26 protein-coding genes are annotated in these 16397 nt (G+C 63.3%); 7 read left to right on the top strand and 19 right to left on the bottom strand.

Features of this window, described 5'->3' with window-relative positions:
- Window positions 1–26: 26 nt before the first annotated feature.
- The 16 genes from ABG82_RS27830 to ABG82_RS19165 all read right to left on the bottom strand — a co-directional run bounded on the left by ABG82_RS27830 (window position 27) and on the right by ABG82_RS19165 (window position 8172).
- Window positions 27–221, bottom strand: a complete 195-nt coding sequence (locus ABG82_RS27830; protein WP_078343308.1) for a hypothetical protein — start codon at window positions 219–221, stop codon at window positions 27–29.
- Window positions 218–742 (bottom strand): hypothetical protein, encoded by a 525-nt coding sequence (locus ABG82_RS19095; protein WP_043077796.1) that lies wholly within the window; start codon window positions 740–742, stop codon window positions 218–220. The genes ABG82_RS27830 and ABG82_RS19095 overlap by 4 nt, the downstream gene beginning before the upstream one ends.
- A complete protein-coding gene (locus tag ABG82_RS19100; RefSeq protein ID WP_043077795.1) occupies window positions 739–1155 on the bottom strand; it encodes a hypothetical protein in 417 nt (138 codons plus the stop codon). The genes ABG82_RS19095 and ABG82_RS19100 overlap by 4 nt, the downstream gene beginning before the upstream one ends.
- On the bottom strand, window positions 1152–1682 hold the full coding sequence (locus ABG82_RS19105; protein ID WP_043077794.1) for a 3'-5' exonuclease: 531 nt from the start codon (window positions 1680–1682) through the stop codon (window positions 1152–1154). The genes ABG82_RS19100 and ABG82_RS19105 overlap by 4 nt, the downstream gene beginning before the upstream one ends.
- Window positions 1679–2191, bottom strand: coding sequence for a hypothetical protein (locus ABG82_RS19110; RefSeq protein WP_052510999.1), 513 nt, complete (start codon window positions 2189–2191; stop codon window positions 1679–1681). Before ABG82_RS19110 ends, ABG82_RS19105 begins: the two co-directional genes overlap by 4 nt.
- A 10-nt stretch (window positions 2192–2201) precedes the next feature.
- On the bottom strand, window positions 2202–3038 hold the full coding sequence (locus ABG82_RS19115) for a DUF2303 family protein (RefSeq protein WP_043077793.1): 837 nt from the start codon (window positions 3036–3038) through the stop codon (window positions 2202–2204).
- Between the two features lie 27 nt (window positions 3039–3065).
- The gene (locus ABG82_RS19120) at window positions 3066–3407 is read right to left on the bottom strand and encodes a hypothetical protein (RefSeq protein ID WP_043077792.1); all 342 of its coding nucleotides are present in this window, start codon (window positions 3405–3407) and stop codon (window positions 3066–3068) included.
- Between the two features lie 2 nt (window positions 3408–3409).
- Window positions 3410–4441: a recombinase RecT gene (locus tag ABG82_RS19125; protein ID WP_052510998.1), complete on the bottom strand. Its 1032-nt coding sequence runs from the start codon at window positions 4439–4441 to the stop codon at window positions 3410–3412.
- Window positions 4438–5358, bottom strand: coding sequence for a YqaJ viral recombinase family protein (locus ABG82_RS19130; protein WP_043077791.1), 921 nt, complete (start codon window positions 5356–5358; stop codon window positions 4438–4440). Before ABG82_RS19130 ends, ABG82_RS19125 begins: the two co-directional genes overlap by 4 nt.
- The gene (locus ABG82_RS19135) at window positions 5355–5606 is read right to left on the bottom strand and encodes a hypothetical protein (RefSeq protein ID WP_234708026.1); all 252 of its coding nucleotides are present in this window, start codon (window positions 5604–5606) and stop codon (window positions 5355–5357) included. The genes ABG82_RS19130 and ABG82_RS19135 overlap by 4 nt, the downstream gene beginning before the upstream one ends.
- 5 nt (window positions 5607–5611) lie before the next feature.
- The gene (locus tag ABG82_RS19140; protein WP_043077789.1) at window positions 5612–6022 is read right to left on the bottom strand and encodes a hypothetical protein; all 411 of its coding nucleotides are present in this window, start codon (window positions 6020–6022) and stop codon (window positions 5612–5614) included.
- Window positions 6019–6342: a hypothetical protein gene (locus ABG82_RS19145; protein WP_043077788.1), complete on the bottom strand. Its 324-nt coding sequence runs from the start codon at window positions 6340–6342 to the stop codon at window positions 6019–6021. Before ABG82_RS19145 ends, ABG82_RS19140 begins: the two co-directional genes overlap by 4 nt.
- Window positions 6339–6725, bottom strand: coding sequence for a DUF732 domain-containing protein (locus ABG82_RS19150; protein ID WP_043077787.1), 387 nt, complete (start codon window positions 6723–6725; stop codon window positions 6339–6341). Before ABG82_RS19150 ends, ABG82_RS19145 begins: the two co-directional genes overlap by 4 nt.
- A 102-nt stretch (window positions 6726–6827) precedes the next feature.
- Complete coding sequence (locus ABG82_RS19155; RefSeq protein WP_043077786.1) at window positions 6828–7598, bottom strand: phage antirepressor KilAC domain-containing protein; 771 nt, start codon at window positions 7596–7598, stop codon at window positions 6828–6830.
- The gene (locus ABG82_RS19160) at window positions 7595–7894 is read right to left on the bottom strand and encodes a MerR family transcriptional regulator (protein WP_043077785.1); all 300 of its coding nucleotides are present in this window, start codon (window positions 7892–7894) and stop codon (window positions 7595–7597) included. Before ABG82_RS19160 ends, ABG82_RS19155 begins: the two co-directional genes overlap by 4 nt.
- Window positions 7891–8172, bottom strand: coding sequence for a Cro/Cl family transcriptional regulator (locus ABG82_RS19165; protein WP_043077784.1), 282 nt, complete (start codon window positions 8170–8172; stop codon window positions 7891–7893). The genes ABG82_RS19160 and ABG82_RS19165 overlap by 4 nt, the downstream gene beginning before the upstream one ends.
- Window positions 8173–8308: 136 nt before the next feature.
- On the opposite strand from ABG82_RS19165, the gene ABG82_RS19170 reads away from it, so the two are divergent.
- Complete coding sequence (locus tag ABG82_RS19170) at window positions 8309–8704, top strand: hypothetical protein (RefSeq protein ID WP_054431162.1); 396 nt, start codon at window positions 8309–8311, stop codon at window positions 8702–8704.
- Here the strand turns inward: ABG82_RS19170 and ABG82_RS29015 are convergent.
- Window positions 8637–9416, bottom strand: coding sequence for a hypothetical protein (locus tag ABG82_RS29015; RefSeq protein ID WP_062826724.1), 780 nt, complete (start codon window positions 9414–9416; stop codon window positions 8637–8639). The genes ABG82_RS19170 and ABG82_RS29015 overlap by 68 nt on opposite strands.
- A gap of 199 nt (window positions 9417–9615) precedes the next feature.
- Between ABG82_RS29015 and ABG82_RS19180 the strand changes: the two genes are divergently transcribed.
- Window positions 9616–10329 (top strand): helix-turn-helix domain-containing protein, encoded by a 714-nt coding sequence (locus ABG82_RS19180; protein ID WP_043077782.1) that lies wholly within the window; start codon window positions 9616–9618, stop codon window positions 10327–10329.
- Here ABG82_RS19180 and ABG82_RS19185 read toward each other — a convergent pair.
- Together ABG82_RS19185 and ABG82_RS19190 are read right to left on the bottom strand one after the other, a co-directional pair.
- Window positions 10307–11086, bottom strand: coding sequence for an alpha/beta fold hydrolase (locus ABG82_RS19185; protein WP_043077781.1), 780 nt, complete (start codon window positions 11084–11086; stop codon window positions 10307–10309). The two genes, ABG82_RS19180 and ABG82_RS19185, sit on opposite strands and share 23 nt — an antisense overlap.
- 57 nt (window positions 11087–11143) lie before the next feature.
- On the bottom strand, window positions 11144–12229 hold the full coding sequence (locus tag ABG82_RS19190) for a tyrosine-type recombinase/integrase (RefSeq protein ID WP_043077780.1): 1086 nt from the start codon (window positions 12227–12229) through the stop codon (window positions 11144–11146).
- A 367-nt stretch (window positions 12230–12596) separates the two neighbouring features.
- On the opposite strand from ABG82_RS19190, the gene ABG82_RS19195 reads away from it, so the two are divergent.
- The 5 genes from ABG82_RS19195 to ABG82_RS27835 all read left to right on the top strand — a co-directional run bounded on the left by ABG82_RS19195 (window position 12597) and on the right by ABG82_RS27835 (window position 16387).
- Window positions 12597–12911, top strand: a complete 315-nt coding sequence (locus ABG82_RS19195) for a WXG100 family type VII secretion target (RefSeq protein ID WP_043077779.1) — start codon at window positions 12597–12599, stop codon at window positions 12909–12911.
- A gap of 6 nt (window positions 12912–12917) precedes the next feature.
- Complete coding sequence (locus ABG82_RS19200; protein ID WP_052510997.1) at window positions 12918–14798, top strand: Tox-REase-5 domain-containing protein; 1881 nt, start codon at window positions 12918–12920, stop codon at window positions 14796–14798.
- Window positions 14795–15514 (top strand): hypothetical protein, encoded by a 720-nt coding sequence (locus ABG82_RS19205; protein ID WP_043077778.1) that lies wholly within the window; start codon window positions 14795–14797, stop codon window positions 15512–15514. The genes ABG82_RS19200 and ABG82_RS19205 overlap by 4 nt, the downstream gene beginning before the upstream one ends.
- Window positions 15515–15560: 46 nt before the next feature.
- Window positions 15561–15746 (top strand): hypothetical protein, encoded by a 186-nt coding sequence (locus tag ABG82_RS19210; protein WP_043077929.1) that lies wholly within the window; start codon window positions 15561–15563, stop codon window positions 15744–15746.
- A gap of 113 nt (window positions 15747–15859) precedes the next feature.
- Window positions 15860–16387 carry a DUF3558 family protein gene (locus ABG82_RS27835; RefSeq protein ID WP_078343310.1) on the top strand — a complete coding sequence of 176 codons (528 nt, stop codon included), beginning with the start codon at window positions 15860–15862 and terminating at the stop codon, window positions 16385–16387.
- Window positions 16388–16397 lie beyond the last annotated feature (10 nt).

Raw genomic sequence — 16397 nt, forward strand, 5'->3', positions numbered from 1 at the left:
GGGAGTCTCGACCGGCGCGGGCATGCTCATGCTGCGCCCTTCTCGATCATCAGCCAGGCATATGCGAGTCGGACCTCGGCGCTCGTCATCGGGCGTGCCCAACGCGGATTGAGCATTGCCGCTATGGAATTCATGCCGCACTCGCAGTCGTGGCACATGCAGTCCCGATGATTGCGCACGACGCAGTAGCGCACGCATCGGTCGCAGAACGCATGCTTCATGCGGGCACCTCGAACAACTCCAGCTGTCCGACCGGCTCAACTTCGGTGGTGAACCCGAAGGCGCGGTCGAGCAGATCCTCGGTCCAGTCGTTGCAGCGCCAGTACTCGGTGCGGGCGTCGAGCTCTTGTTGCTCGGTCGGCGGGCAGATGCGATCGCCCATGTAGGCGTACCCGCACGGGTCGCTCCCGCAGTGGCAGAACTGGTGACGAAGTAAGTTATTGCGCTGAGCGGCGGTGGCGCACTCGCGCATCTCGGCGATCAGATCGGCCGGCAGGGAACGCGCGTACTTGTTCAGCTGGGCGGTGGTCACGGTGACGACGGGGATGCCCCTGGACACGATTTTGCCGTGTCCGCACTCAAATCCCTTGAGGTGAGGAGGGTATTCATCGCTTAGGCCACGGGTGCCGCCGTAGCAGGACTGCATCAGATGCGCGACGCCCTCGGGGCCGATGAGACAGTCCCGCATGGCCCACCCGCCCACCATCCGCAACAGCCAGCGCTGATCATCGGTCAGTGTCACGCGGCGGTCTTCGCTTTCTCGCGTTCCTCGCGGGCCAACTCGATCAGGAGTTCTGAACGGCCGAATCCGTTGCGAGTCAACATCTCGACCATGGACACGTAGGTGATGCCCATGCGGCGGGCGGCCTCGTGGTCGGGTACGCCGATGAACTGGTACTCGGACCATTTGCGTGCGAACGGCTTTCCGGTCTCCGGCGGCAACTCCGGGTCCATCCACATCACGAGGTCGCGTGTGAGCGGGGCGCATGTGCGCTGTTGACCGCGAAGGATCCGGCGCAACGAAGCATTCAACCTTCCAGGGCTGCCGTTGGCGTCCGCGACGGCGTTGATGGTCCAGCCGATCGCCAGCAGCTTCTCCAGGTGCTGGCGCACGGGGGTGGCGTCGATGTAGCGGGCGATTGTCGGGGCGCTCATAGGGTCATATCCGCGTAGAAGTCGCGCAGCTTCACGAACGCCTTGGCTGTGGCCTCGGCGTCACCGAGCGCCGAATGCGGGCAACGGTTCTCGACGTTGAGCGCGGTAAGTACGTCGGCCAGTCCCGGCAACCCGGACGGGTCACGCCCGAGCGCCGGGGCCGCGTAGGCGGCCAGGTCGGCGAGCCGGTAGTGCCATGACGGTGCGCATGCCCTGGCGGCGACTCGGGCGTCGAAGGCCGGGTTGCAGCCTGCGAATGTGTTGCCGCGCAGCATGTCCTCGAATTGCCCCCAATGCTTGCCGGTCTCCTCGGGGGTGAGCATCGCCTCGTATACGCCGCGTTCGAAGTATCGGTTTGTCTTGAATGCTCCGGGTTCGATCGCGACGGCGTAGTCCTTGAAGTCTATGTACGGGACGAATGCCAGTGTTTGGCCGGTGTCGACGTTGATGGCCGCAACCTCAATCGGCGCGCACTGCGGACCGAGGCCGGTGGTTTCGATGTCGCACACCACAAGCTGACGACTCATGCCAAGCTCCCAGCCTTGGCGCGGTTGCGGTTACCGGCGTACGCGCTGGCTCGGCGATTCTTGGATTGCTGCGAATTCGTGGCCCACCGGCAGTTATCTGGCGAGTACGGTCCGTCGTTATTAATCCGGTCGAGCGAGAGGCCGGGTGGCCGTTCGCCCATGTCGTGCACGAAAGTCCAGAAGTCGCTGCGCCATCTGTCGCAGACGGTGATGCCCCGCCCGCCATAGCTGGCCCAACGGTGATGTGTGGGCCGCGTGCACCTGGCGACCATGTCGCGATAGGTGTAGTACAGCGGGTGAGAACTCTTGCCACCGCGATAGTTTGGATTGTCCGCACCGCTATAGCTGCGGCGGTCAGCCGCGACACGGCGCAGTGTGTCAGGATCAGCCCTCCTTACCTTGGTCATGTGCCGTGCCGCGCAGGCCTTGCTGCAGAACCTATTCCCGCCCTTGGTGGGACTGGCGCAGAATCCGCACGCCAGGTCTACGACGATGAGGTTGCGGGACATCAGGTCTCCTCTACTTGCCCAGGTTCGCGGCGTACACCGGCACCTTGAGGGCCTCGGCCAGCTCGCCGGTCTTGTGCGTCCAGGCGTCGCGCACCAGGTGCTGGTATGGCTGCGGGAATAGTCCGAGGCCCAGCTGTCCCTGCGAGACGTTGATCCGCAGCCAGCACCTGATCTCAATGAGCGGATAGTCCTCGAAGGGCCGCGCTGCCAGCGTGATTTCGCGCGGCACCTCCAGTTGCCGCGTCGCGGTGCCCGCCTTGGCCGATACTTCCTCGCTGTAGGTCAGGTTCACGCTTCCGGTGTCGCGCTTGATCTGAGACTGAAACGACCCCTTACTCGATGCCCGGATACTGTCGACGATCTCCATGACATCGGCGGCCGGATGGCTGGTGATCAGATGCCCGGCCTGCTCGATCAGATCGCCGAACTCCAGCTGGCTGTGGAACCTGCCGTCGGCGGCGTTGAACAGGGTGGCCCAGTCGGGGTCGGCGACGAACTGCAAGGTGAGCGCATCGCTGCGGCGGGTGTAATCGGCGGTCGCGTCGGCGGGCAGCTCGTTGTAGATGACGCTGACTTGGCCCTTGTCGCGGTTGCCCCAGACGGTCGAGAGCCCTTGGAGCAGCGGGCGACGGCCGACCTCGGCCAGGAATGAGGCGGTGTCGGTGACGGTGCGGCGCTCGGGTGCGCGCGGCGGGAAGGCGGCAGGCACCTTGCCGCGGATGTCGACAACCTCGGCCTGGAGGCCAGACTCGCCGTTGGCGGTGACGAGGTACAGCGCGGTGTCGGCATCGGGTTCGTCGATCAGATCGGTGTCGTGCTTTGGCAGTGCAATAGCGTTGTCGGACATGGGTATTACTCCTTCAATGGTGGTGGGTTACTTGAGGCCGTGGTACATGGCGGCGTTATCGCGGGACAGGCTGCCTTCGCCGTCGGCGAAGAAGATCGTTCCGGCCGGATCCTTGGCGGGGCTGCTCACGACATCCGGAATCAGACTTACCGCGCCGGATTCCAGTGGCTCAACCTTGATCTTGATCGTCAGGCTGCCGTTCTTCTTGCCGGTGGCCAGCGCAGCCTCAACGACCTCATGCAGAGCCTTGGTCGCTTCGACCTGCGTGCGGCCCTTGTTGAGTTGAGTGAAGACGACGATGAACTCGGTGATGTCGCCCGGCGCTAGCTCGGTGCCTTCCTCGGCCTTCTCGGTTTCGTTCTCGGACATGGTTATTCATTCCCTTCTGTTGTGGTGGGTATTTCGTCGGGACGGTTTTCGAGGGCGGCGATCAGTTTCGACGCATCGTCTTTGGTGAGGTGCTTGGTGCTGGTAACCGGGTTGTCGGCTGGACGCTGTAGCGCCGCCGAGATCCAATCCAGGGCGGCCTCTTTGTCTTCGAGGCCGTTCTCGCGCAGTAGGGCGTACAGCTTTTTGGATTGGGCCGGAGTGATCATCTCGACGGCCGGCGCCTCGGGCGTGGGTTCGGTGGGCGCAGCTGTGTCGGCGTCGACTGTCTCGGTCTTGATGCCGAGTGCGGCGGCGACACCCTGGACGCCACGGTCGGCACGCTCGGCACGGACGCGGACGGGTTCAACTTCGCCATCGATGACTTGATGGCGGTCGAACTCGGCGGCCTCGTAGACGCCTGCGAAGTCCTGCGGGAAGGCGGCGCGCCACGCTGCGGCCTCGGCGCACTTGCCGATCATCACGGTCGGCTTGTCGCGCCACTGGCCCGCCAGCTCGCCTGCCCGCGTGGTCTGCGCGTACTCGATGAACTTGACGACCGCCTCCCCGACGAGCACGCCATCGCAGGTGATTTCTGCCTTGGCGGCCACCGGGGGTCCGTCCTCGATCAGAACGTCGCGCCAGATGCCGTCACGTCCGCAGAACAGGCGGCGGGCCAAGGGGCGGGCGATGGCCTCGCGGCGCGCGATGCGGTGACCGACCACGCGGTATCCCTCGATGCCGGTTTGGATCGTGTACTTGGTCTCCCAGCGCTCCGGTTCGCCCCGGTAACCGCCGACCTTGGTGTTGCGGCCGATCATGTAGATCTGCTTGCTAAAGGGGTCCAGGCCGGTGCGCTTGGCGGTGTGAAAGAACACGTCCAGATCCCCGCGCGGGGCATCATCGACGCCGAGCTGCTTGAGCGCCGCGATCTGAGCCGGCGTGAACTCAATCTGGTTGTCGGCGATAACGAGCGCGGTCTCGGTGGCCGAAACGACATCAGCCCCTGTGTCTGTGGTGGCGATTTCGGTGGTCATGCGGGTTGCCTTTCTGTTGTGGATGCGAGCTCTGGATACGGGTGTGTGGCCATGAGCTGGTCGTAGTTCTTATGCGCAAGCGCCAACGCCACACCGCCGCGGCCATGGGGTCGCCGATCGGCGACCTTGATGTCCCCGACCACGGCCGTCTGCGCATTGCCCATCGCGTCGAGCACCTGCGTTTTGAGGCCAAGCACGGTCTTCTCGGTAGCCTTGAGCTCTTTGGACCAATCGAGCACCTGGCGGGCAAGTTCGGGCGCCAGTTCGACTGTGCTGCCGTCGATATCCGGGTGCAGCGCCTTGACGGTCTCGTAGGTCGAGATCGTGTTATCCAGTGCCGGCCGGGAACCGCTGACGATTGAGCGCTCCCACTGCAGGCAGCGCTCGGCGATGACACCGGCAACTTGGGCGTCCCATTGCACGTGGTAGATGCGCGGTTTGCCGTACTGCGCCCAACACACCAGGTCGGCGGTCTCATGCCACCCGGTGATCAACATCTGCGCCAGAATCTGGGCGGCGTAGTCGCGGGGCAGCTCGCCGCTACCGTCGTCGCCGAATTCGCTTAGATCCCTGGCGGTCTTGACCTCGACAACGCGGCGCAAGCTGCCCCGAGAACCGCGCAAGTCGATCGTCGCCAGGTTCGCAAACGGTAGATCATCGTTGCTGCACTGCACCTCCCCCTGCGAGATCCGCCAGCCCGGATTCTTGAATTTCCAGTACTCGCGCGCCGCCAGCTCGCACGCGTGCCCGTAGTCGAAGTCATCCTGCCGAGCCTCGGAGATCGGTGCGGGCTCAATGATTCCGGCCATTTCATGCCACAAGGTGTACTGCGATTTCCAGCGTGAAATGCCAAGGATCGAAGGTACTTTCGATGGGGTGATGGCCTTCAGCCACTCGGCCGATCCGGGCTCGATCACGCGGCCACCCCCGCGATTTCCTCGGCGCGCTCGTCCAGCACCTTGGTTGTCACGGTGTCCGGATCGAATCCGATGGCCAGCGCCATCATCAGCTGCGCAGCCTTGACCGGATGGCGCAACCACATCGAGACCAGCTCTCGGTGCACCTGGCGGGGGTCCATCTCGCGGACGGCCTCGGCAAGGCGGTACAGCATGCCCTTGAGAACGCGCATGTTCGTCTCGTAGCTCTCGTCTACGTCGATGGTCATGGCGGTCACGCGTTGCCCCCCGGTTGATAGTCGGGATGCTGGCCCGCCACGTGGCGCGCTACGTTGGCGAATGAGCGGTTGCAGCAAGGGCATACACCGTTGGCGATACGCTTCTTGGTCTTGGTCAGCGTGCCCTTGGTGGCGGCGTGCGCGCGCCGCTCGGACTCCAGACGCCGCTGCTCGAAACGGATGTCAGCCTCGCGGGCCTCCACCTGCCGCTGGAGCCGCTCGGCGCGCTCCCGCTGCTTCTCGGCCTCGGTCTTGCCGTAGTAGTGCTGACCATGGCCGGCCGGGCAGTGGTAGCTCTTGTGGTCTTCCATGCGGCGCCGCTGAAAATCTGCCGGCACCGCAAACGCCATGCTGCAGGCGCAGCAGTACTCGACCACCAGCTGCTCGGTGTACTGGAGGGTGGTCATCGCGCACCCGCCTTGAGTGCGGCGCTGGCCTCATCACGGTTCTCGCGATCAGTGAAGAACCCGACGAGCGCAACCTCGGCGCCACCGTCGGCACTCCAGGCACATCGCGGGTCCGTCCCCGATACCTTGACTGACTCACGCCAGGCCTTCTGATCGGCGACCAAAACGGCAATCCCCTTGTCGGCCAAGGCCTCAAACAGGTCGGCGATTTCCAGATCCAGCACGATGTCGACGACGCTCGGGGAGCATGCGCGCTCGGCCTCGTCGAACGCGGCCATGGCGTCGGCGAATGCCAGCGCGGGGTCGAATGTGATGGTCATGCCGCCCGACCTCCGCTCTGCTGCGGCGTCGAGGTGTAGGTGTCGATGTATGACTTGAGCAGTGGCGCATGGCGTTTGCACCACACTGACACCGAGCCCACGATGATCTGCGAGGACTGATCGAGGCTGTAGCCGCGTGCCAAGAGCGCCCGGTATGAGTACCGGATACCCCCGAAAGTGGGCTGCGCGTCCAGCTCGTTGCACACCCGCCAACCGCTGGTGGCCACGAAGTCATCAGTCACCGGGTCGGCGTGCGAGGGTGGTGAGGCCAGCAGCATCGCCGCGAGCGCTGCGATAGCAGCCAGGGCCACGGTGATCTTGTCGTAGCCGCTTACGCGGCGCCGTCGGCGCACGCGTGGCCTGCTCGGGATATGTTGGGTCATGCCAAGTCCTCTCAGTGGGATTGGTTGGTAGGGGACGCTGGCGGTTTCTGTTTGGCGACGTGACCGCCAGCGTCTTTACTTATTCAGTTGTGAGACTTGCGATTACTTGGGCTTGCCGCCCAGGCGTTTGGTGATGAGTTCCATTCCACGGGGCAAGATGCGCAGGGTGTAGTGGGCACAACTGCCCCATGAATGAGCCACGACGTGCTCGTGCGCTTGGAAATAGTGAGCGAACTGTGCGTAGTGGTCGTACTGCATGGCCCCGCACGGGGCATGCTTGGCGAAGAGCAGCCGTTCGTCGACGAGCCACTGGCGCAACTCACGCTCGCGCATACCGAGCAGCTTGGCCGCTTCTCGGATCAGCCGAGCCCCACCCTGGGCGGTGAGGTAGGTGTCCGCAAGGTCGGCCTTCGGCTCCAGCTCGGCGATCAGGGCATCCTTGGCCTCGATCATCCGCTGAGCTTCGAGCACGGCGGCCGCGAGCAAGTCGGGGCCCGAGAGCGCAGGAGCAGCGGTTGCGGTCTCGGCCTCTCGCGTCTTGATGACGAAATAGGTCTGTGCGGCGGCAATCTCAGGCTTGCGTGGGTCGCCATTGAGCGCTACGAGATAGCAGGCGTATCGCGACAGGTGATAGTCCTCGGCAGGCTTTGTACCAGTGATTTTGGTGGCGCCAACGAAATTCACCACCGGGTCTGTGCCCGAGTTATTGCAGGACATCTTTGCGCGGCTGATCGCGGCAACGAAGTTGCGCCAGTCCGCACCGTATCCAAATGGCGCCATCAGATCGCGCGCCGACCAGTACTCGCGGCCGTTTGGGGTGACGTGGCGTAGGGCATCGAATGGGGCGACCGATACCGCCAGGCTCCCGCTCATGCGCTGATCAGCTTTCGACGGGACCGCGCAGACAGACCGAGTGCTGACGGATCCGCCACCGGCGCAGGTGCAGGATCAGCGGCCGGTGCGGGGTCAGCGATGGGTGCGGCCACGTTGGTGCACTTCGCGATCAACGCGTCGAGCTGGTCGCGAGTGAGCCGCCATTCGCGTCCGACACGGTAGCCGACAAGTTCACCACGGTTCAGCCGCTCACGGAGCCACCGCTCGGGGTGCTTCCAGTGCTTGGGGAGCGCTGCGGCTGCGACTTCGGCCAGTGAGAATGTCTCGACGTTCATGCGGTAGCCCGGCGCTTCCGGCCGCTAGTGACGGCGGGGATTCTCTTGACCTTGGTCATCGGCTCCACGACAAGCTGATGCATCGGGACGCCGAACGTCCGGCACATCGCGTCAATCAGGGTGGGCGTGGCCCGCCCCTTCCAGTCTTTGTCGAACGCGTCGTAAACAACCGAGTTGCTGACTTTGATGGCTCGGGACAGTTGGGCGGCCGTCTCAATTCCGTTGACGGCCAATGTGTTTTGGACTCCCTGGGGGAGCCACTCCAGTCCGTAACTCACAGCTGGAAGACTAGCATCGCGTTACGGAATTCCAGCACTATTTTGCGGAAAGTCACGATTTGGAGAGCGCCGTTTGCCGCATTTCAGCACGTCAGCTCGATTGACGAGTTCCGGAAATCCGGGATAGCATTCGGGCGTGCCGAGAACCGATCGCAGAGGGCGCGACCTCAAGACGTTCTTGCAAGCCGAGATCGTCGGCGCTGACGTTCGTGTCACCGAAGTGCACGAAGCCGCAGGACTCAGCCCATTTCAATATCGCGGAGACAACCGGACAACGGGCCGCAGAGACGCCGAAGACTTTCCGAACGCAGAGGAGTTGCGGCAGATCGCCGCTTACTACAAGCTCGGAGACGACGGCTTCATCAACCTGCAGGTTGAATTCGGGATCATCGGACCACAGCCAGGCTTCCCCGGATTCACTGGGGGTACCGAGAGTGCCCCAAAAGCGCAGGGCCGCACCACGACTAAGACGCGGCCCCGGAAAACTCCTGTCCATCGGGACGTATACGACCCTGCGACTGACGCCCCGTAACCCGATTCTTCGTTAGCCAAGACTGGGCCAAGATCGCCGCATATCCAGCCCCGCACAGGCAGGCCGGCACCCATACGGCAAGCGACGCTCCCGAGGTGTCCTGCATTGCCGCTGGTAGCAGGGTCGTCGCAATCCGGGCGAGGCAGGCAACGATCCCCGCGCCAGCCGCCAGCATGTACGCCGCAGATAGTCCGCGGATTGATGGCTCGTGCCACATCGGTATGAGGGCGAGCACGCTGTACCCCAGCAGGTAAATCAAGGTGCCGCATATCACCCACCAGTAGGCATTGAGCCACCAGTCAGTCGGGGCGCGAAAAAAGTCGGCACGGTATTCCTGCGCACCTGGCCCGAATGTGAATAGCGCCAACATGATCGGAAGGCTTATCGTCGCAGGTAATTCGATGTGCAACCGGAATCGGCGCGTTAACTGCTGCCGATCTAGCCGCAGGAGCATGTGGTACACGATGGCCGAGGCGGCCACGATATAGAGGTCATGCGCTAACAAATCCTCAAGATTCCAGCAGCCGGTGAGCGCGTGTGGGGCGAGGCCGATAGTACTTGAGGCCAGCGGAGACATCAGGAATAGTGCTGCGGCCTGTAGGGCAATGTTGAGGGTGGCAGCAACTTCCATTCGCCGGGTCCATGTCACCCTCCGTATCCATAGCGACCAGCAGATGGTCGCCACGGTGAACGTGATGAGGGCAGCGTGCATTGACATACCTCCTGAACGGAGCGGATGGGAGAGGTTCTAACGAATCACCGGAAACCGGAGGGTGTGGGCTCGCTCAGCAAGCCAATTATTCAGGTGCTCAACATCTCTCGGTTCCCCCCTGAGTCGTGCGAGATTCGGATTTACAGCCAATCATCAGGCTGAGGTATCGGTCAAGCTCTTGAGTGTTTACGTTTGTTGTATGTTCGCAGGCAATGATCTTGGGTCATTCTTGCGTGCTGCGCGCGGTCGACGTGGTACAAGCCAGCGGGAGCTCGCGGACCTGACCGGCTACTCGGCATCTTGGGTGCGGCAGGTCGAGTCCAACAGTCACGTACCGCCAGCAACAGCACTCGCCGCCATTTCGCGCGCGCTGGGGTTATCGTCATGGGAATCGCACTACTTACATGCACTCGGGGGCAAGATGGCTACGGAGACCGCAATGCCAATGCCGGATATCCGCAGGTACATACAGGCAGTCAACCCGCATCCCGCGGCATGGATGAGCGCGGGGTGGACGGTCGAGGAAGCAAATGATGAATTCATGCGCCTGTTCAAGGGTGTGTGGATCACGCCCAACCTGGTGCACTGGCATTACCACTCAACCAAGGCGCTCGATGTAATCCAGAACTGGGACGAGACCTCGGAATGGTGCGTCGGCCTGTTGCGTTTCGGACTGGCCGCAGCACCGAGCGACCTTGGGTTACAGTCGGTTGTGCGTAGCCTCATGCCGATCAAAGTATTTAAGCGGCAATGGGATTCGCAGATAATACCGATCGACCCCGCGACGCGACCGTGGGTTCTGCGCGACCTCGACACCGAAGATATCGTGACGGTCGATATGAGGGCGTGGCGCTCATCGATGCATGATGGCGTTCTACTGTTCGGGGCAGTTATCGATCGCCAAGCCAGCTGAGCACAGCGTCGCCTACACGCGGATCAAACGCGACGGTGATCGCCTGACGCTCAGTGGGCAGCTCCACGAATTCCGTTGGTCCACCTAAATTTTCGGAAACCTCCCGCCCGAAATCGATGGACACGTAGAAGTCGCCGGTGCCATGAACGATGAGAGTCGGGCAGGTGATTTCGTGCAGTTGATCTACGAATCTGGGGCGGGTTGCGAGGGCGGTCGCGGCAGGGCGATAGTCACGCCACGCGGACGACTGCCACCGCCGCAGCAGATCGGCGGCGTCCTCCGGGCTGCCACCGGTCGCATACTGCGCGACGAGGTGATAGACCTCCGGGTCCGGACCTAGTGTGCACCAAACGTCCATGGACGCATCCAGTGCGGCATTCTCGCTGTCGGAAGCGGCATCTGCGGTCGGTCCGATCAGGATCAGTCGGTCGACACGCTCCGGCGCAGCGAGCGCGGTACGCAGGGCAACCACGGCGCCCTGGCCCTCGCCTAGGAACGTGAAGTGTTCAACGCCAAGCTGATCCATCAAGCCGAGGGCGTCTTGCGCCACGTCAAGGTAGTCATAGGGCTGCCGGTCGTAGACGGTTTGACCGTGGCCGCGCAGATCGAACGCGATCACTCTGCCTGGCAAGCGCTTCGTCAGCTTGTCCAACGAAACGACATCCATCAGCGTCGCATGCGTCGCCAGGATCACGGGGCCATCTGCCCCGTTGTCGGTGTAGTGGATGGACTGCCCATTCACATCGATGTTCGGCACCGGGCAAGTCTGCCCTACGACGCGCCTCTTGTGGTGCCGATTACCCGCGAAGGTCAGTTAAGCCAGCGCCCTCTCCATCACCTCGGCCGCAGCCCGCATCGAGGACCGATCAAGGTGCCCATACGTATTGACCGTTGTGGTGATGGACTCATGCCCGAGGTGCCGCTGGATGACCGGCAGCGGAACGCCGGCCGCGATGAGCCACGACGCGCAGGTGTGCCGCATATCGTGAATCCTTGGCCGCGGGTCAAGCTCAGCTCGCTCGACGGCCGGCGTCCAGACGTTTGCGCGGAAGTTCACAGCACGCACCGGGCCACCCTCGGCACGTCGACCTCGCCCGGGGTTGGTGAACAGCCACTCCCCTGAGTAGTCGAGTTTCTCAAGCACCGACCCGGGAACGTTGATCGTGCGGACCGACCGCTTCGTCTTCGGTGGTCCGATGCGGTATCCGTGGTTGTCGCGCCTCCACGCCCGCGTGATGCGGACGGTTCCAGCGTCGCGGTCCACGTCCGAGGGCTTGAGGGCACTTACCTCACCCCAACGGGCTCCGGAGGTGACCAGGAACTCGGGCAGTGGGCGCCATGGCTCGGTGACCTGCTCGTTGAGATGGGCGAATTCGCTCTTGGTGAGGAAGACCATTTCGTGACCAATGCCGCGCGGCAGGCGGGTCCGGTCGGCCGGATTGCTGGCGATCTTCCCCGCAGCCACCGCCGTCGCCAGCGCGGCCGAGAGGAAGCCGTGCTTATTGGCGACGGTCTTGGCGGCGTGCTTATCTCCCAACGATTGCACCCACAGCGAGACGTCCTCCCGCGACAGTGCCTCTAGAGGCATCGCACCGAATGCGGGCTCGATGTCGTTCTTGAGATACCCGAGGTAGTCCTGAACGGTCCGTTGATCCACACCGGTCAGGTGCTCGATGTGATGCGTCACCCACTTCCCGACAGTCAGGCCTGAGCGTGGTTCGGGTAGCGCAATGTTGTGCATCTGGAGTGCCCGCTCTGCGCCGTGGGCGTCAACGAGCGTTCGGAACGCATCGGCGGCCCCTGAGCTCTCAAAAGTCAGCGAGAACTGGCGGCCGCCCATGCGGTAGAGCACGTCCCAGCATTCGCCGGACTTGAGCGACCGCGTACGAATCGACGCCATGCAACGGACCATATCACCGAAAGGTGTTGCATATGGCGTTGCATGGCGTCGCGTGATTGCATTACTGCTGTTCAAGGCGTATTTAATTGTGGAGCTGCCGGGAATTGAACCCGCCCGTGACCTGCGGTTATGCACCCCGACCAGGGTTTTGGCGATTCTCGGACGTTTTCGCTGACTCTCGCCACCTGCGGTTGTCCGGGGCAGTGTTGACCACGTCAACAACCGGCGCACCGCTCACTACCGGCCCGACTCCCCTCACGGCACCACGGAACGGCGGTACGTACCGACCAGCAAGGCACCCAAGCATGTTGCTAGACCTCGGTGTAACGTTCTGCCTATCTTTTAGCTAGGGGCCGCTGGGGGTGCGATGACCGGACATCTACAAGTCAATCCCGAGTTGCTGCACCGTTCCGCCGACGAGATGGATCGGCTGCTGGCCGCGCACCGCGCCGCCCACGCCAAGGCACACGCGGCGATCAGTGCGGCCATGTCCGGGTGGGTTGGTGGTGCGGCCTCGGCGCTCAGTAGTGAGTCGACTGGATGGCAGGGCCATTCCAAGCATGTCGAGAACGAGGCCACCCATTACCGCGACGCGTTCGATCAGATCGGGTACGCCTTCGCCGGGATGGAAGAACAGAACGCCGTGAACATCCTGGGCAGCCGACCGCAGGCCAAGGCGTAACCCGTCATGTCGCTGTCGCTGGCCGATATCAAGCGCGCCAAGGTCCAGGCGTTCCGCGATGTCGCAGACGGCCTCGACGCGATGGCCGGGGCGAACCGGGACATGAAACGCGGCGTCGAGCAGCTGCCCATCATGGGTGATGGCTGGAAAGGCGTCTCCGGGGACGCTGCTCACCATGAGATCGACACGCACGGCAAGTACCTCGACGCGCACGCCCAAGCACAGCAGGGCGCGGCAGCCAAGATCCGGCGCGCCGCCGATGAATTCGAGGGCGTGCAACAGCTGCTGAAAAAGATCGAAAACGATGCCACCAGCGGCAAATTCACGATCAACTACGACACCGGTGAAGTCACCCCACCCAACGGTAAGTACGACAAAAACGAGCTGGACTACCTGACCAACACGCTGCGGCAGATCCGGGCAGCCGGGGACGCCGCGAACACTGACCTTGAGGCCGCGGTCAAAGCCGCCCAAAGCCTTCCGGACCCGTCCGGCGCTGCTGCCCAGGGGCTGCCGCTGGCACCGGGCTCAGCCATCAAACCGAACGGCGCACTGGGAGCGCTACAGAACGTGGCGGCGGCACCCAACCATGACGGTGATCCTGGCGCGACCAAGGCCGCGGCTGCTGTCGGCGGCGACGCTCAGGCCAACTACAAAGAGTGGTACCCGAAGACTCCCCCGACCAGCGACAAGGTCACGATCGATCCCAGTAAGGCGGGCAGTTTCAGCGGAACCGTCGGTGCATTGCAGAAACTGCCCGGAACCCCCAAGCCGCCGGATGGTTTCGGCACCGGTGTTGCCCGCCAGTTCGGCAAAGGGGTCAACGAAGCCTTCGACGGAATGATCGACAACGCCAAAAGCAAGGTGGGCCTTAACGGGGTCGACAAGTTCAAAGACGCGTGGATCGGTACCGCCAAGGACCTGCAGAACGAGACCGTCAGAACGTTGTTCCCAGGTCTCGGGATGGCCGAAGACGCCAAGCACATGATCGACCAGGCGGTCACGTCCTATCAGCATCCCGAGGTCATCCCGAAGAACATAGGGACCGGCTTCGCCGAGGCGAGTACCGTCGCGGTAACCGGGCCGCTGGCCGGGGAAGCCGCCGCCGGCGCGCGAGGACTGCTCGGCGACGCCACCATCGCAGGCCGCGGCGGACTTCTCGACATGCCGGGCCTTCCACACGACGCACCCCCAACACCGGGCCACGCAACAGTCGAAGCGCCGAGCGCCGCCCACCCCGGCCCCGTGGCCGACCACTCGCCGCCAGCCGTCGATCACCCCGCCCCGTCTGTAGACCATCCCGCGCCGCCACCACCCGCTGCCGACCACCCGGCGCCACCACCCCAGTACCACCCGCCCGCGCCGGACACTTTCGATCCGAGCGGCGGACAGCACTACACATCCGGCGACCCGCACCACCCCGGCGGATGGCCACCCCACACCCCTGAATCAACATGGACCAAAGGCGACACCGACCCAGGATGGCGCCACGTTAACCGCGGACCCGAAAAACCGTGGATGGACTATCAAGGCCAAATCGGCGGTGTGGAACGCACACCCGAGGGCCACATTCCCGAGTACACGAGCACGAACCCAGACACCGGGAAAACGATCGACTACGACGGGCACACCTTCCGTGGTCCGCAAGAGGTGTTCCTTGAAGCCAAAGACGGGATGCGCGGGCTGGCGTTTGCACCCGATAACTCGTACTGGACAGGCAGAGCTGAAAAGGCACTCGCGCAGGCCGACAGCCAGCTAGCCGCTCTACCACCGGGCGCGAGGCTGGAATGGCACGTGTCGGACCCCTACGGCGCCAGCGCACTGCGTGAACTGTTCATCGGGAACGGTATCTACGACATCGACGTCATCTACACTCCGAAATCATGAGCGAGGTGCTCACTGTGAACGACGTCGACCGACCCGTGTGGGGCGCTGCCCGTCCGTCGTTGCTTGCGATTCGGGTGGATTCGGGCGAGGCTCCCGAGTGGATCGCGGACCGCACCGGCGCGCTGTTGAACTCGCTGCAGTCCGACTACGCCGTGACCGGATGGAATGTTTCGGTTGGCGATGAATGGGCAGAGCTTCCCGATTCGCTGACCGACTTCGTCCTAGCCAATGTCGTCAGGGGCATCGACGGAGAACCTGAACCCGAGAGCGGGTACAGCTTCTCAATCTCAGGTACTGGTCCGCGTATCGCCCCACTCGTTCGAATCTCGGCGGGCAGCGTGGCGGTCGGGCGCCGTCTTCCGGCACGCCGATTGGCTGTCCAGTTACGGGAGATGCATCAAGGCGCGCTAACTACTAACGACGCTGACGCCGTTTGCGCAGCCGTCGCCCAGACGTGGAACCCGGCGACGTCGGAATTCGCCGACCTGGCTGTACGGCAGCTCGCCCGGCGCGGAAACTGGAAAATCGGCGTCGGCTACCGCACATGGATCAGCACCGAAGTCGGGTCTATCACCCACCTCGTTGACAGACTGACCGCCGTCAAATTAGCCGGGGGCACACTGATTTCCGCGCCGGACGACTGGCCAGCAGCACGGGTAGTAGAGGCGATGACCGCGACACTGCGGGAAAACGGGCTCGACGAGGTGCCGCACTAGCTGCGCGGGATGCACGGTCCAAGTCAGCGACCATTGAGCGATGACCGTGATCAAGCGTTTTCAGAAGACCGGCACATGCGGCACGTGCTCGGGTGCGATCCACTTCTACCCTGCGCCGGTGACCGACGAACAGGCCATCGCCGAGGGCGACAACCCCAGCGGCCAATGGACACACCTCGATCCCGCCGACTGGGTCGACAACCCACACCCCGTCGAACCAGCCGAGGAATAGCAGGTCAGCACGGCGATTCGCATCCCCCCATTTACCGCCGCTCGGTGTTAGCGTTTATGCAGCTTCACGGGGGTGAACAAAATTGAATTCAAACCAAATGAGGGGGAAACCAAATGTCACTACTTCGAGCCGCATTCGCGTTGGCACTAGCGGTCACCTGCGCAAGTTGCGGGCAACCAGACCGTCCTGAAATCCCGGCGTCCCCGGCGCCTTCTTCGCTGGCTCCGCTGGACTCTGGGCGTAGTGACGGCACAACGTTCGATCCCTGCCACGCGTTCACGCCCACCGAGCTACGTACCTGGGGGCTAACACCTCAGCAGGTGTTCGCGATCGGCGGCGTAAACAAGGGTGTGCGCGGGTGCGAATGGGAGTCTGCGAGTAACACCGAGATATGGAATCTGAATCTGCTCGTCAGTAACGTTGCCATTCAGCGTATGTGGGACAAGGGTGAGAAGAAGATTTCCGTTGCAGGGGTCGATGCTTCGCTGCATCAAGAGCCTGATATGTGCATCGTTAGCCTGCCCGCCCAGCGGTCAACCGTGAGCGTGAATATCGGTGCCGGCACGGGAAAGGGCGGCATTGATTTGTGCGCCAAGGCCATGGAAATCGCCACCGCGACAGTGCCGAAGATTCCCAAGTAGGAAACGGGGC

It is taken from the genome of Mycobacteroides immunogenum, assembly GCF_001605725.1.
GTDB lineage: Bacteria > Actinomycetota > Actinomycetes > Mycobacteriales > Mycobacteriaceae > Mycobacterium > Mycobacterium immunogenum.

Excerpts from the sequence above, each read along its gene's own strand:
- ABG82_RS27830 (WP_078343308.1), bottom strand. The coding sequence starts at position 221 with ATGAAGCATGCGTTCTGCGACCGATGCGTGCGCTACTGCGTCGTGCGC.
- ABG82_RS19100 (WP_043077795.1), bottom strand. The coding sequence starts at position 1,155 with ATGAGCGCCCCGACAATCGCCCGCTACATCGACGCCACCCCCGTGCGC.
- ABG82_RS19105 (WP_043077794.1), bottom strand. The coding sequence starts at position 1,682 with ATGAGTCGTCAGCTTGTGGTGTGCGACATCGAAACCACCGGCCTCGGT.
- ABG82_RS19110 (WP_052510999.1), bottom strand. The coding sequence starts at position 2,191 with ATGTCCCGCAACCTCATCGTCGTAGACCTGGCGTGCGGATTCTGCGCC.
- ABG82_RS19115 (WP_043077793.1), bottom strand. The coding sequence starts at position 3,038 with ATGTCCGACAACGCTATTGCACTGCCAAAGCACGACACCGATCTGATC.
- ABG82_RS19120 (WP_043077792.1), bottom strand. The coding sequence starts at position 3,407 with ATGTCCGAGAACGAAACCGAGAAGGCCGAGGAAGGCACCGAGCTAGCG.
- ABG82_RS19125 (WP_052510998.1), bottom strand. The coding sequence starts at position 4,441 with ATGACCACCGAAATCGCCACCACAGACACAGGGGCTGATGTCGTTTCG.
- ABG82_RS19135 (WP_234708026.1), bottom strand. The coding sequence starts at position 5,606 with ATGACCATCGACGTAGACGAGAGCTACGAGACGAACATGCGCGTTCTC.
- ABG82_RS19140 (WP_043077789.1), bottom strand. The coding sequence starts at position 6,022 with ATGACCACCCTCCAGTACACCGAGCAGCTGGTGGTCGAGTACTGCTGC.
- ABG82_RS19145 (WP_043077788.1), bottom strand. The coding sequence starts at position 6,342 with ATGACCATCACATTCGACCCCGCGCTGGCATTCGCCGACGCCATGGCC.
- ABG82_RS19150 (WP_043077787.1), bottom strand. The coding sequence starts at position 6,725 with ATGACCCAACATATCCCGAGCAGGCCACGCGTGCGCCGACGGCGCCGC.
- ABG82_RS19155 (WP_043077786.1), bottom strand. The coding sequence starts at position 7,598 with ATGAGCGGGAGCCTGGCGGTATCGGTCGCCCCATTCGATGCCCTACGC.
- ABG82_RS19160 (WP_043077785.1), bottom strand. The coding sequence starts at position 7,894 with ATGAACGTCGAGACATTCTCACTGGCCGAAGTCGCAGCCGCAGCGCTC.
- ABG82_RS29015 (WP_062826724.1), bottom strand. The coding sequence starts at position 9,416 with ATGCACGCTGCCCTCATCACGTTCACCGTGGCGACCATCTGCTGGTCG.
- ABG82_RS19180 (WP_043077782.1), top strand. The coding sequence starts at position 9,616 with ATGTTCGCAGGCAATGATCTTGGGTCATTCTTGCGTGCTGCGCGCGGT.
- ABG82_RS19190 (WP_043077780.1), bottom strand. The coding sequence starts at position 12,229 with ATGGCGTCGATTCGTACGCGGTCGCTCAAGTCCGGCGAATGCTGGGAC.
- ABG82_RS19195 (WP_043077779.1), top strand. The coding sequence starts at position 12,597 with ATGACCGGACATCTACAAGTCAATCCCGAGTTGCTGCACCGTTCCGCC.
- ABG82_RS19200 (WP_052510997.1), top strand. The coding sequence starts at position 12,918 with ATGTCGCTGTCGCTGGCCGATATCAAGCGCGCCAAGGTCCAGGCGTTC.
- ABG82_RS19205 (WP_043077778.1), top strand. The coding sequence starts at position 14,795 with ATGAGCGAGGTGCTCACTGTGAACGACGTCGACCGACCCGTGTGGGGC.
- ABG82_RS27835 (WP_078343310.1), top strand. The coding sequence starts at position 15,860 with ATGTCACTACTTCGAGCCGCATTCGCGTTGGCACTAGCGGTCACCTGC.